Annotated in this window: 13 protein-coding genes and 1 pseudogene; 8 read left to right on the top strand and 6 right to left on the bottom strand. The window is 65.9% G+C overall.

All coding sequences use genetic code 11. The annotated features are described in order from the left end of the window. The 3 genes and pseudogenes from HWX25_RS23085 to HWX25_RS23095 form a co-directional block, all read left to right on the top strand. Nucleotides 1-158, top strand: a pseudogene (locus HWX25_RS23085) (3-hydroxybutyrate dehydrogenase); the annotation flags it as partial. 129 nt (nucleotides 159-287) lie between these two features. Next, nucleotides 288-1,505 (top strand): patatin-like phospholipase family protein, encoded by a 1,218-nt coding sequence (locus HWX25_RS23090; protein WP_175910705.1) that lies wholly within the window; start codon nucleotides 288-290, stop codon nucleotides 1,503-1,505. Between the two features lie 60 nt (nucleotides 1,506-1,565). Continuing rightward, complete coding sequence (locus HWX25_RS23095; protein ID WP_059818524.1) at nucleotides 1,566-2,030, top strand: hypothetical protein; 465 nt, start codon at nucleotides 1,566-1,568, stop codon at nucleotides 2,028-2,030. Nucleotides 2,031-2,091: 61 nt separating this feature from the next. On the opposite strand, the gene HWX25_RS23100 is transcribed toward HWX25_RS23095, so the two are convergent. Then, nucleotides 2,092-2,976 (bottom strand): LysR family transcriptional regulator, encoded by an 885-nt coding sequence (locus HWX25_RS23100; RefSeq protein ID WP_175910707.1) that lies wholly within the window; start codon nucleotides 2,974-2,976, stop codon nucleotides 2,092-2,094. A gap of 118 nt (nucleotides 2,977-3,094) precedes the next feature. Between HWX25_RS23100 and argC the strand changes: the two genes are divergently transcribed. After that, complete coding sequence (argC, locus tag HWX25_RS23105; RefSeq protein ID WP_175910709.1) at nucleotides 3,095-4,051, top strand: N-acetyl-gamma-glutamyl-phosphate reductase; 957 nt, start codon at nucleotides 3,095-3,097, stop codon at nucleotides 4,049-4,051. Nucleotides 4,052-4,202: 151 nt separating this feature from the next. Here argC and HWX25_RS23110 read toward each other — a convergent pair whose 3' ends face one another. Beyond that, nucleotides 4,203-5,126 (bottom strand): LysR substrate-binding domain-containing protein, encoded by a 924-nt coding sequence (locus HWX25_RS23110; RefSeq protein WP_059689202.1) that lies wholly within the window; start codon nucleotides 5,124-5,126, stop codon nucleotides 4,203-4,205. A gap of 117 nt (nucleotides 5,127-5,243) precedes the next feature. Here HWX25_RS23110 and HWX25_RS23115 point away from each other — a divergent pair, with 117 nt between their 5' ends. Continuing rightward, nucleotides 5,244-6,329, top strand: coding sequence for a tartrate dehydrogenase (locus tag HWX25_RS23115; RefSeq protein WP_175910711.1), 1,086 nt, complete (start codon nucleotides 5,244-5,246; stop codon nucleotides 6,327-6,329). Between the two features lie 514 nt (nucleotides 6,330-6,843). Here the strand turns inward: HWX25_RS23115 and HWX25_RS23120 are convergent. Then, entirely contained in the window at nucleotides 6,844-7,323 is a 480-nt protein-coding gene (locus HWX25_RS23120) for a nuclear transport factor 2 family protein (protein WP_012365039.1), read from the bottom strand. Nucleotides 7,324-7,378: 55 nt separating this feature from the next. Then, nucleotides 7,379-7,993 carry a TetR/AcrR family transcriptional regulator gene (locus tag HWX25_RS23125; protein WP_175910713.1) on the bottom strand — a complete coding sequence of 205 codons (615 nt, stop codon included), beginning with the start codon at nucleotides 7,991-7,993 and terminating at the stop codon, nucleotides 7,379-7,381. Between the two features lie 191 nt (nucleotides 7,994-8,184). Between HWX25_RS23125 and HWX25_RS23130 the strand changes: the two genes are divergently transcribed. Then, nucleotides 8,185-8,823: a GNAT family N-acetyltransferase gene (locus HWX25_RS23130; RefSeq protein ID WP_059698211.1), complete on the top strand. Its 639-nt coding sequence runs from the start codon at nucleotides 8,185-8,187 to the stop codon at nucleotides 8,821-8,823. Continuing rightward, nucleotides 8,820-9,221, top strand: a complete 402-nt coding sequence (locus HWX25_RS23135) for a hypothetical protein (protein ID WP_059818519.1) — start codon at nucleotides 8,820-8,822, stop codon at nucleotides 9,219-9,221. Before HWX25_RS23130 ends, HWX25_RS23135 begins: the two co-directional genes overlap by 4 nt. Before the next feature lie 529 nt (nucleotides 9,222-9,750). Here HWX25_RS23135 and tdh read toward each other — a convergent pair. Beyond that, nucleotides 9,751-10,779 carry an L-threonine 3-dehydrogenase gene (gene tdh / locus HWX25_RS23140; RefSeq protein WP_059529060.1) on the bottom strand — a complete coding sequence of 343 codons (1,029 nt, stop codon included), beginning with the start codon at nucleotides 10,777-10,779 and terminating at the stop codon, nucleotides 9,751-9,753. Nucleotides 10,780-10,792: 13 nt separating this feature from the next. Then, a complete protein-coding gene (locus HWX25_RS23145) occupies nucleotides 10,793-11,992 on the bottom strand; it encodes a glycine C-acetyltransferase (RefSeq protein WP_175910715.1) in 1,200 nt (399 codons plus the stop codon). A 161-nt stretch (nucleotides 11,993-12,153) separates the two neighbouring features. Here HWX25_RS23145 and HWX25_RS23150 point away from each other — a divergent pair, with 161 nt between their 5' ends. Then, nucleotides 12,154-12,765 (top strand): XRE family transcriptional regulator, encoded by a 612-nt coding sequence (locus HWX25_RS23150; RefSeq protein ID WP_059529054.1) that lies wholly within the window; start codon nucleotides 12,154-12,156, stop codon nucleotides 12,763-12,765. Nucleotides 12,766-12,825: the final 60 nt, after the last annotated feature.

Genomic DNA, 12,825 nt, shown 5'->3' on the forward strand with positions numbered 1-12,825 from the left:
AGGAAGTGGTGAAGAAGGTGATGCTCGGCAACACGGTCGACGGCGTGTTCACGACGGTGCAGGACGTCGCGCAGACGGTGCTGTTCCTGTCGGCGTTCCCGAGCGCCGCGCTCACGGGCCAGTCGTTCATCGTCAGCCACGGCTGGTTCATGCAGTAACGTCCTCGCCTCCCTGACGGGAGGCGATTCCCGCATCACGTCCATTCTCACGACTCGCGATGGCGTACCGTCGAGCGACGGCACGCCATCCGTCTCCGCCGTCCACGGCGGGATTTCTCGGAGCAACTGATGAAACCGCACGCGCGTACAGAAAAGCAGGCCGTCGATGCGGCGGACCTGCATCACGAAGCCGGCGCGCCGGCCGCTGCGCGGTCGCTGCCTTACGAAACGATCGCGCTCGTCCTGCAGGGCGGCGGCGCGCTCGGCGCGTATCAGGCCGGCGTGTTCGAGGGCCTGCACGAAGCGGGCATTCCGCTCGACTGGATTGCCGGCATCTCGATCGGCGCGCTCAACACCGCGCTGATCGCCGGCAATGCGCCCGAACATCGCGTCGAGCGGCTGCGCGAATTCTGGGAAACGATCTGCCAGCCGGCGTTCTTTCCCGCGATTCCGGCCGCGTTCGAGTTCGCGCTGTTCAACAGCATCGATCAGATCCGCACGTTCTTCACCGCGTCGCAGGCCGCGAGCGCGATGATGCAGGGCCAGCAGGGCTTCTTCGTGCCGCGCTTCCCGCCGCCGCTGCCGGGCGTGTCCGATCATCCGGAAAAGATCAGTTGGTACGACACGTCGCAGCTGCGCGCGACGCTGCTCAAGCTGTGCGATTTCGACCGGATCAACTCGGGCGAGACGCGCGTGTCGGTCGGTGCGGTCAACGTCGGCACCGGCAACTTCGTGTACTTCGACAACTCGCGCATCCGCCTCGAGCCCGAGCACTTCATGGCGTCCGGCGCGCTGCCGCCCGCGTTCCCGCCGGTCGAGATCGACGGCGAGTATTACTGGGACGGCGGCGTCGTGTCGAATACGCCGCTGATGGAAGTGCTGCGCGCGCGTCCGCGGCGCGACACGCTCGCGTTCCAGGTCGACCTGTGGAGCGCACGCGGGCCGCTGCCGCGCACGATGGCCGACGTCGCGGAACGCACGAAGGACGTGCAGTATTCGAGCCGCACGCGTTTCGTCACCGACACGCTGCAGCGCGAACAGCGCTACCGCAACGTGCTGCGCCACGTGCTCGAGCAGGTGCCGGAAGAGCAGCGCAAGAACGACCCGTGGTGCGTCGAGGCCGAAGCGATGTCGAGCGGGAAGAAGTACAACATCCAGCACCTGATCTATCAGCAGAAGGCGTACGAGCACCACTACAAGGACTATCAGTTCGGTCTGTCGACGATGCGCGACCACTGGGGCGCGGGGCTCGACGACATCCGCAAGACGCTCGCGGTCAAGGACGGCCTCGCGCTGCCCACCAACGACGCGGGCTTCGTCACGCACGACATTCACCGCCGCCGGTAATGCCGCGTGCGACGGACCGGCGCGCTGCCTGCGCCGGTCCGTCCTCCTTTCCGATTCGACATGCCGATTTTCATTGCGCTGTTCGCGCTCATCGCCCTGGGATGGGGCGCGGTTCACCTGTTTCACGTCATCGCCGCGCAGTTCGGCCAGCCGGTCGCGATCGCGGCCGCCATGCTCGCCGCCGCGATCCTGATCGCGCTGGTCGCGTGGTGGATCAAACGCCGTCGTGACATTGCACCGAACACGAAGGAACAAGGCTGGACCCATATCGTGCATCGCGCGTGGGGCGAGGTGCGCGTGTCCGCGACGCAGGGGCTGCTGTGGCTGTCGCATGACGGCGCGGACGGCCGCTATACGTTGTCGCAGCTCGACGGCTGCGAAGCCGCGCCGATCGACGGCCGCTGGCATCTGGTCGTGCGTGTGCGCGACGCCGTACGCGGCGAATGGAAGCTGCCGATGATGGACAAGCGCGATGCGCAGCGCTGGGCGCGCGTGCTGATGCTCGCGCGGGACAACCGGCTGTGACGGGCCACGGCCACGTGCCGACGCCTGACGCCCGACGAACCGGAATGCCGCTGGCCGCTTTCTAGCGCGCGCCGAGCGCCCATAACGCGTCGAGCACGTGCTGGGTCGACCGCTCGACCGGGCCGGCCCGATGGGCGATGCCCAGTTCGCGCCACAACGCCGGACGCAGCGGCCGCATGACGATGCGTGCGTCCGGCAACGGGGCGCCCGCCTCGTGCGGCAGCAGCGTCGCGCCGTAGCCGGCGGCGACCAGACTCTTGATCGCATCGTTGTAGTTGAGTTCGATGCGCGGCTCGGGGCGGTGGCCACCGAGCGCGAACCATTCCGTCGTGAGCCGCGACAGGCGGGTGGTCGCATTGTTGAGAATCAGCGGACGCGCGGCCAGATAGGCCGGCGTCACACGCGCCGGCAGCCGCCAATCCGCGGGCAGAAAGGCGAGCACCGGATCGCGCCGCCACGCGCGGATCGACAGCCCCGCGACCGCCGGCTGCGGCAGCGCCACCAGGCCGACGTCGAGCGTGCCATGCGCGATGCGCGCCAGCGTGTCGTGCGACGTGAGCACCGCGATCTGGACATCGATGTCCGGATGCCGCTCGCGCAGCCGGGCCACCGCCTGCGGCAACAGATGAGCGATCGCGCCGGTCGATGCGCCGAGACGCACCCGCCCGGTCAGCCCCTGCACTTGTCGCTCCACGTCGTCGAGGGTCGACTCGACCTCGGCCAGCAGACGGCGCGCCCGCTCCACCAGCACGGCACCGATGGTCGACGGCTGCACGTTGCCGCGCGTGCGCGACAGCAACGGCGCACCGATGCGGCTTTCGAGTTCGGCAACATGAAGGCTGACCGTCGGCGGCGCGAGATGAAGCAGTTGCGCGGCGGCCACGAAGGATCCCTGGTCGGCGATCGCGACCAACGTACGCAGTCGATCCAGACTGATCTCGCGCATTTCCACCTCTCGTTCAGGAAATCTGAATCTCGCAATCAGGAAATTCAACTTTTCCTATTCTAGGCGTTCGATGGACGATATGGCTTTCCCGACGTCCGAAGCGAGGAACGCGACCATCATGAGCCTCTCCACTGTCTACATCGACGGCGACCAAGGTACGACCGGACTGCAGATCCACGAGCGCCTGCGGAATCGCACCGACCTGCGGCTCGTCACGCTGCCGGATGCCGAGCGCAAGGACCCCGCGCGGCGCGCCGAAGCGATCAACGCATCCGACATCGCGATTCTGTGCCTGCCGGACGCCGCCGCGCGCGAAGCGGTCGGCTTCATCCGGAATCCGGCGGTACGCGTGATCGACGCAAGCTCGGCCCATCGCACCGATCCGGAATGGGTCTACGGTTTTCCCGAGATGATCGACGGACATGCGCAGACGATCGCGCACGCGCGGCGCGTCACCAATCCGGGCTGCTATCCGACGGGCGCGATCGGCCTGCTCGGGCCGCTGCAACGAGCCGGCCTGCTTCCGCGCGACTATCCGGTGAGCATCCATGCCGTGTCCGGTTACTCAGGCAGCGGCCGGGCCGCCGTCGACGAATTCGAATCGAACGGTGCCGCGCGCACGAAACCGCTGCAGGTCTACGGCCTCGCGCTCGCGCACAAGCACGTGCCCGAAATCCAGCTGCACGCCGGGCTCGCGCATCGTCCGCTGTTCGTGCCGGCTTACGGCGCCTATCGGCAAGGCATCGTGCTGACCGTGCCGATCGAGCTGCGCCTGCTCCCGGCTGGCGTGACCGGTGAGTCGCTGCATGCGTGTCTCGCGCACCATTACGCCGGCGCGCGCCACGTCGAGGTCACTCCGCTCGCGGATACGCGCACGATCGCGCATCTCGATCCGCAAGCGTTGAACGGTACGAACGACCTGCGGCTCGGCGTGTTCGTGAATGTCGAGCACGGTCAGGTGCTGCTGTCCGCCGTGTTCGACAATCTCGGCAAAGGGGCATCCGGCGCGGCCGTGCAGAATCTCGACCTGATGCTCGGTGCGGCGAGCGCGGCGAGCACACCGAAGGCGGCGTAAATCACGGGCGGGCGTCATCATTGGCAGGTCCGGCGCATCGCGGCCGCCGGTGTGCGCGGCACGCTACCGGATCGCGACGCGATTGCGAGCCAACGACGGGCGTCCGCCAACGCTTTCACATGCCCCCGTAAAAGCTCACCTTTGGCCGATTTCAGGCCGCATCGTCACCCGCTGCAGCGTTCAACCCGGCAAGCGCCTCCGCGAGAAAATCGACGCATACGCGCACTTTCGCCGAAGCCGCGACGCGTTCCGGATACACCGCCCAGATGTTCGCCGGCTGGATTACGTCCGGCAGCACGCGACGAAGTGCGCCGCGTTCGATCAGCGGCCCCGCTTCCCAGATCGAGCGCAGCACGATCCCGCGCCCGGCCAGCGCCCATTGCACGGCCACCTCGCCGTGGTTCGTCGACAGCGCGCCGCCGACCTTCACCGTTGCCGTTTCGCCGCGCAGGTTCAGCCGCCAGACGCCGAACGGATGGTCGCGCTCCTTGATCGCGAGGCAGTCGTGCGATGCGAGATCCGCGAGCGTGCGGGGCGTGCCGCGCCGTGCGAGATAGTCGGGCGATGCGCACAGCACGCGATAGTTCGCGGCAAGGCGGCGCGCGATCAGGTGATCGGCGATCTCGTCGCCGATGCGCACGTCGAGGTCGTAGCCTTCGCCCGCAACGTCGACGAGCCGGTCGAACAAATCGAGCCGCACGTTCAGCTGCGGATAACGCGCGGAGAAGTCGAGCAACGCCGGCGCGACGACATGACGGCCGAAACCGAAGCTGCTCGAGATGCGCAGCGTGCCGCGCGGCACCGTGCGCGTGGTCGACACGTCCTCGACGAGATGATCGACGTCGTCGAGAATCTTCTCGGCACGCGCGAACACGCGTTCGCCGGCCTCCGTGACCGTCACGCGGCGCGTCGAGCGATGCAGCAGCCGCGTGCCGAGCTGCGCCTCGAGCAGCGCGATGCGCTTGCTCACATAGGCGGGCGAGACCGCGAGCTGCTCGGCCGCCGCACTGAAGCTCGTCAGGCGGACGACCAGGCTGAAGACGCGCAGGTCGTCGAGATTCGGCGATTTATTCACGATTCGTGGAAAGTCGATTAACCTTTCGCACGATTTTAATCTGAATGGAAATAAATAAAATGGCGTCGTGTTCCGCTGCGCACGCTGCCGGCGGCCCGACCAGCCAAGGAGGCTTGCATGAGCGACAAGACGTACAAGATTGCCGTCATCCCCGGTGACGGCATCGGCCGTGAAGTGATGCCCGAAGGCCTGCGCGCGCTCGACGCCGTGACGGCGCGCTTCGGCATCCGTTTCCAGTTCGAGCAGATCGACTGGGCGAGCTGCGACTACTACGCGCAGCACGGCAAGATGATGCCGGACGACTGGAAGGCCCGGCTGTCGGGCATGGACGCGATCCTGTTCGGCGCAGTCGGCTGGCCCGCGACGGTGCCCGATCACATTTCGCTGTGGGGTTCGCTGCTGAAATTCCGCCGCGAATTCGACCAGTACATCAACCTGCGGCCCGCGCGCCTGTTCGACGGCGTGCCGTCGCCGCTCGCCGGCCGCAAGGCGGGCGACATCGACTTCATGATCGTGCGCGAGAACACCGAAGGCGAATATTCGTCGGTCGGCGGCACGATGTTCGAAGGCACCGAGCGCGAAGTGGTGATGCAGCAGTCGATCTTCACGCGTCACGGCACGGAGCGCGTGCTGAAGTTCGCATTCGAGCTCGCGCAACGCCGCGCGAAGCGCCTGACCGTCGCGACGAAGAGCAACGGCATCGCGATCAGCATGCCGTGGTGGGACGCGCGCGCGGCCGAGATGGGCGAACGCTATCCCGAGATCGCCGTCGACAAGCAGCACATCGACATCCTGTGCGCGCGCTTCGTGCTGCAGCCCGACCGCTTCGACGTCGTCGTCGCGTCGAACCTGTTCGGCGACATCCTGTCCGACCTCGGGCCGGCCTGCACGGGCACGATCGGCATCGCGCCGTCGGCGAACCTGAACCCGGACCGCACGTTTCCATCGCTGTTCGAACCGGTGCACGGCTCCGCACCGGACATCGCGGGCCAGTACATCGCGAATCCGATCGCGATGATCTGGTCGGCGGCGATGATGCTCGACTTCCTCGGCAATGGCGCGGGTCGCGAACGCGAGGCGCACGATGCGATCGTCGCGGCGATCGAGGACGTGCTGCGCACCGGGCCGCGCACGCGCGATCTCGGCGGCCAGGCGGGGACGCAGGAAGTGGGAGAGGCGATCGCGGTGCGGATCGCCGGCTGACGGGACAATCCGAAGGCGCGCGGCTCGGAAGGGTTCGATCGATGTCGTGCTCAATGGTGAGCAACACGACTGACTGCCGCGCACCTTCGTCGATTCCGACGCGCGCGCCTGGAGGCCTGCGTGTCGATGTCGAACGGTGAGCAACGCGATTCGGCGGCACGCACGGTTACGTGTCGATTCATCGCGGTGGCCAGCGTCACGTCGAAGTCGAGCGGTGAGTTGCATCGCGCATCGATATACACCGATTGAAACTTGAAACTCACCGTCATGCATGTATGCAGCAAGTGCGACGCCGATGTCGCATGCTGCGCTTCGATCAGTGCAACCGCATCGTTTCCTGCGAAGATCGATCGGTGAGATGCAGAGCGTGAAAAATCACACCGTCCCGCACGAAATTCCTCCACTCCCGAAAACGCTCACCTCAACCTGCGGCTCCCGTATTCCCTCACCGTTTCGCACAGGCGTCGCGCTCGATGCATGAACGAGCGCGTTCGCGCGACGCTATCGTGATGCGTCACAGCCCGAGATCGGACAGGCCGGGATGATCGTCCGGACGGCGACCGAGCGGCCAGTGGTACAGGCGATCCGCTTCGCGAATCGGCAGGTCGTTGATGCTCGCGTGGCGATGCGCCATCAAGCCGTTTTCATCGAACTCCCAGTTTTCGTTCCCGTATGAGCGGAACCAGTTACCGGCGTCGTCATGCCATTCGTACGCGAATCGCACCGCGATGCGATTGCCGCCGAACGCCCACAGCTCCTTGATCAGCCGGTAGTCGAGCTCGCGCGTCCATTTCCGCTGCAGCAGTCCGACGATCTCGTCGCGGCCCGTCACGAACTCCGCGCGATTGCGCCACCGGCTCTGCGGCGTATAGGCAAGCGAGACGCGCTGCGGGTCGCGCGTGTTCCACGCATCCTCCGCGGCACGCACTTTCTGGCGCGCCGTATCGAGCGTGAAGGGCGGAACGGGCGGACGAACTTCCGGAGAAGCGGACATGGGATGCTCCTGTTCAAGGTTGGGGCTGCGCATGAACGCAGCCGGTTGGGACGCGTTACTTCGACGCTCGAGACACCGTATCGAGCAAGAGTTCGGCGGTTGCGCGCGCATCGCGCGCCGCGGTCGCATCGCCGCTGACGAGCGCGACGCCGATCGCGCCGTCGATCAACACCAGCCATTGGCGCGCGAGGCGGGCCAGGCCGCGGCGCTCGATGCCGGCGTCGTCGGCATACGCGTCGAGCCGCTCGCGCACGAACGCAAGCAAGCGCGCCTTGTGCATACGCGCGACGACGCGTACCGGATCGTCGCTGTCGGCAATCTCGCCGGACGCGTTCAGGAACGCGCAGCCGTGAAAATCGGGTTGCGAGAACCAGTCGCGCAGCACGTCGAACATGCCGAGCAAGTGCGCACGCGGCGACTTGCCGCGCGCCAGCGTGGCGTCGGCGAACCAGTGCATCCAGCGCTCGTCGCGGCGCTCGAGCGCGGCGACAACCAGCGCCTCCTTCGATTCGAAATGCGAATAAAAGCTCTTTCGCGCGGCACCGGATCGCTTCACGATCGCATCGACGCCCGTGGCGTGGATGCCGCCCGAGTAGATCAGCGCTTCGGCCGCGTCGAGCAGCCGGTCGCGAACGGCCGGTTCGCCGGAGAAGTCATCGTGTGTGTTCATGGGTTTACGGTAGAACGATCGTTCTCCATCGTCAACTGCCACGTGAAAAGGCCCTGTCGTCGGAAGGGCCGAGCGCCGCCTGGTTTCGATGGCGGGCAGCGCATTGCAGGCGGCGTTTACGACATTTTTTCTTGAAGCTGACGCAGGGTGCTCACTACACTTCGGTCAACCTGTCTGGCCGAAAGGACATCATGCAGCGACCGGAATCCGCACGCTCCGAGCGTGCCTATGCGGCTTATGCGAAGCGGCTTGATGGCCGTGTCGTCGTACGGCGTTTCGATCCGCGCAGCGATTCGTACGAGTCTTTGACCGCGTTGCTGCATCGCGCGTACGCGCCTCTCGGCGCCGCGGGCTTCAACTGTCCGGGTGTCGACCAGCCGGCGTCGGCGACGCGCGAACGCATGCTCACCGGCGAGTGTTTCGTCGCGCTCGGGAACGCGCATCTGGTCGCGACGATCACGATGCAGCCGCACGATCCCGATTCGCGGTGCGATCCGTACCGCAGCCGACGCGTCGCGACGCTCGGCCAGCTGGCCGTCGATCCCGTCTGGCAGGATCGTGGCATCGGCCGTGCGCTGCTCGCGTTCGCGCAACGGCGGGCGGCCGCGCGCGGCGCGACGCACCTCGCGCTTGATGCGCCGCATGCGGCTATCCGACTCGTCGACTTCTATCGACGCGAAGGATTTCAGTTGATCGACGTGATGCGGTTTGCAGGGCACAGCTACGACAGCGCGATCCTGTGCAAGGCCGTTGGCTCGTTCGACGGGCGGATACCTGCATCCGACATGACGTCGATCCACGTCGCGCGGCGCGCCGGAGCGGCGTCATGAAACACGAAGCCGACGACGACCGTGCACGGCTCGCACTGACGCATGCCCGCACGCGGGCAGCGCTGCGCATGCGCGGGCTGGTGAAGCTGACTGTCATCACCATCGCGGTCACGCAAATTCTGACGTTCGTGTTCGACGCCCTGCTCGCCGCAGTCGGCTACGCGCCGGAAGCCGCGACGTTGCTGCTGTTCCGTTTCGTCACGTGCGCGCTCGTCAGCTTCTGGCTTCAGGCGGACGCATCCCGCGCGTATCGGCATGCGGCGCAGCACGGGTTCGTGACGGTGTCCGGTGCGCATGGCGAACTGATCGAGATTGCACCGCAATGCCCGAAACGCTGGCTCGTCGTGTTGAGTCTGCAACTCGAACCGCGATGGTTGAACGGTGAGCGGATCAAATAGCGGGCAGCGCACCGATCGATGCAGCCGGGCATGCTGACAGGTGAGTTCGCATGTGGTTGATCGGCTCACGCCTCGAGGCGGTACCGTGACGACGTTGCGTGATGACGTGCTGGCGCGGAAGCACGGCAAGAACGTGGCAAGCGGGCGATACGACAGAGGCTCGCTATTGAGGCACGGCAAATGAAACGGAAGGGCAGGAAGAAAGACACGCGCCGAGCGACGCGATGACGCGGACGGGAGATCGACGCTGACAGGTGAGGTGCACGCGCGATTGCATGTCACCGATGCGGGCTTGCTGCGGAATCGAAGCGCGATCGCGCTCATATCGCCAACTAGAAACGACGTGCAGCCCATTGACTTACTTGCCTGCGCGCCTCGAGAAAGCACGATCGAGCCGCCATTCGGCACGCAAACACAGCTCCCGAATAATCTCACCTCACGCGTTCGTCGAAGCCGCCCTGCCTCGACAAACGCTCATGCCGACACGAACGGGGCAGTCGGCAAACGCGCCGAGCCGCCCCGCCGGCACTCAGACCGTCCAGTCGAGGATCACCTTGCCGCTTTCACCGGACAGCATCGCGGCGAAGCCTTGTTCGTAATCGTCGGCCGCAAAACGATGCGTGATGATCGGCGACAGATCGAGGCCGCTTTGCAACATCGCGACCATCTTGTACCAGGTCTCGAACATCTCGCGCCCGTAGATGCCCTTGATCTCGAGCCCCTTGAAGATCACCTGGTTCCAGTCGATCGCCGTCTGCGCGGGCGGAATGCCGAGCAGCGCGACCTTGCCGCCGTGATTCATCGCCTCGAGCATGCTGGTGAACGCGCTCGGCACGCCCGACATCTCGAGGCCGACATCGAAGCCTTCCGTCATGTGCAGGTCGGCCATCACGTCGCGCAACGACTCGCGTGCGACGTTGACCGCGCGCGTCGCACCCATCTTGCGCGCGAGTTCGAGCCGGTAGTCGTTGATGTCGGTGATCACGACGTTGCGCGCGCCGACGTGCTTGGCGATCGCGACGGCCATGATGCCGATCGGGCCCGCGCCCGTGATCAGCACGTCCTCACCGACGAGATTGAACGACAGCGCCGTGTGCGTCGCGTTGCCGAACGGATCGAAGATCGATGCGAGATCGTCTGAAATCTCGGGCGGAATCTTGAACGCGTTGAACGCGGGAATCGCCAGATACTCGGCGAACGCGCCCTCGCGATTCACGCCGACGCCGACGGTGTTGCGGCACAGATGCCGGCGGCCGGCACGACAGTTGCGACAGAAGCCGCACGTGATGTGGCCTTCGCCGGACACGCGGTCGCCGATCGCGAAGCCGCGCACTTCCTGCCCCATCTCGACGATCTCGCCAACGTATTCGTGGCCGACGTGCATCGGTACGGGAATCGTCTTCTGCGCCCAGTCGTCCCACTTCCAGATATGGATGTCGGTGCCGCAGATCGCCGTGCGGCGAATCTTGATCAGCACGTCGTTGTGTCCGACTTCGGGGCGCTTCACGCGCGTGAGCGTGAGACCCGGACCGCGCTCGAGCTTTGCCAGTGCTTTCATGGTCGCGCCTCCGTCAGACGATGCCGAGCGACTTGCCGACGCGCACGAACGCGGCGACCGTCTGATCGATCTGTTCAGGCGTATGCGCGGCGCTCATCTGCGTGCGGATGCGTGCGCGACCGCGCGGCACGACCGGGAACGAGAAGCCGATCACGTAGACGCCTTCTTCGAGCAACTTGTCGGCCATGTTGGTCGCGAGCTGCGCGTCGTCGAGCATCACCGGGATGATTGGATGCGCACCCGGCACGAGCGTGAAACCCGCGGCGGTCATCTGTTCGCGGAAACGCGCGCCATTCTCGCGCACGCGTGCGCGCAGCTTCGCCCCTTCGTCGCTGCCGAGCAGTTCCAGCACCTTCAGCGACGCCGCGGCAATGCTCGGCGTCAGCGTGTTCGAGAACAGATACGGGCGCGAACGCTGGCGCAGCAATTCGACGACCTCGCGGCGAGCCGCGACATAGCCGCCCGATGCACCGCCCAGCGCCTTGCCGAGCGTGCCGGTGATGATGTCGACGCGACCGTCGACGCCGCAGTACTCGGGCGTGCCGCGGCCGTGCGCGCCGATGAAGCCGACCGCGTGCGAATCGTCGACCATCACGAGCGCGCCGTAACGATCGGCGAGGTCACAGATGCCTTTCAGATCGGCGATGATGCCGTCCATCGAGAACACGCCGTCGGTCGCGATCAGCTTGTGGCGCGCGCCTGCTGCGTCGGCTTCCTTCAGTTTCGCCTCGAGATCGGACAGATCGTTGTTCTTGTAGCGGAAACGCTTCGCCTTGCAGAGGCGGATGCCGTCGATGATGCTCGCGTGGTTTAGCTCGTCGCTGATCACCGCGTCGTTCTCGTCGAGCAGCGTCTCGAACAGACCGCCGTTCGCATCGAAACAGCTCGAATAGAGGATGCTGTCTTCCGTGCCGAGAAACGACGCCAGCGCGCTTTCGAGCTGCTTGTGCACGGTTTGCGTGCCGCAGATGAAGCGCACCGACGCCATGCCGAAGCCATCCTGGTCGAGACCGGCCTGCGCCGCGGCGATCAGGCGCGGATCGTTCGCCAGACCGAGATAGTTGTTCGCGCAGAAATTCAGCACGCCGGCACCGCTGGCGAGCCGCACGGCCGCCGCTTGGGGACTCGCGATCTCGCGCTCGGTCTTGTAAAAACCATCCGCGCGGATCTGGTCGAGCGTCCCGCGCACCTGGGCGAGAAAGGCATCACGCATCGCAAAGCTCCTGACATGGGTTCGCAATCCGCCGCGCGCCGCTCGTGGCGGCAGCGCAACGGCCTGCTACTGTTATAGTCGGTCGTTCGGTTGACCGCATTTATCCGATATTCCGAACTAGAATTCGAAATACCGAACAACTCTAAGCGAACGGAAACCAAATGGCAAGTTCCTCCGCGTCGCGGCGCACGCGTGCCGGCGCCGCACCGCAGCCACCGGGCGTGACGCCGCCGCGCGTCGGCGAGCAAATCCAGCGCCTGCGCAACGAACGCAAGCTGACCCTCGACGACCTGTCGCGCGCAGCTGGCGTATCGAAGTCGATGCTCTCCGAGATCGAGCGTGACAAAGCCAATCCGACGATCGCGGTCGCATGGCGGCTCACGAATGCGCTCGGCATCACGCTCGACGAGCTGTTCTCGCAGCCGAAAGCGCCGGAGACGATCCGCGTGGACGGCCCGCACGACATCCCGACGCTCGCCGGCCACGACGGCCGCTATCAATTGCGCGTATGGGGCCCGATCGACCTGGCCGGCAAGTTCGAGTGGTATGAGCTGACGCTGCCGGGCGGCGGCGCGCTCGTGTCGAACGCGCACGAACCCGGCACGCGCGAGCACCTCACCGTGCTGCAGGGCGCGATGGAAATCGAAGCCGCGGCGGCAAGCCGGCGCCTGAAAGCGGGCGACACCGCGCGCTACCCGGCCGACACACCTCACGCCATCCGCAACCCCGGCAAGGCCGAAGCGCGCGCACTACTGATCGTGATTCATCGCTGACGATGCGAATAGCTGGCCGAAAGGCCTGTTGCGGAAAATACTGTATGTTTGTACAGTATA

The organism is Burkholderia sp. BCC1640 (genome assembly GCF_902833125.1).
Classification (GTDB): domain Bacteria; phylum Pseudomonadota; class Gammaproteobacteria; order Burkholderiales; family Burkholderiaceae; genus Burkholderia; species Burkholderia diffusa.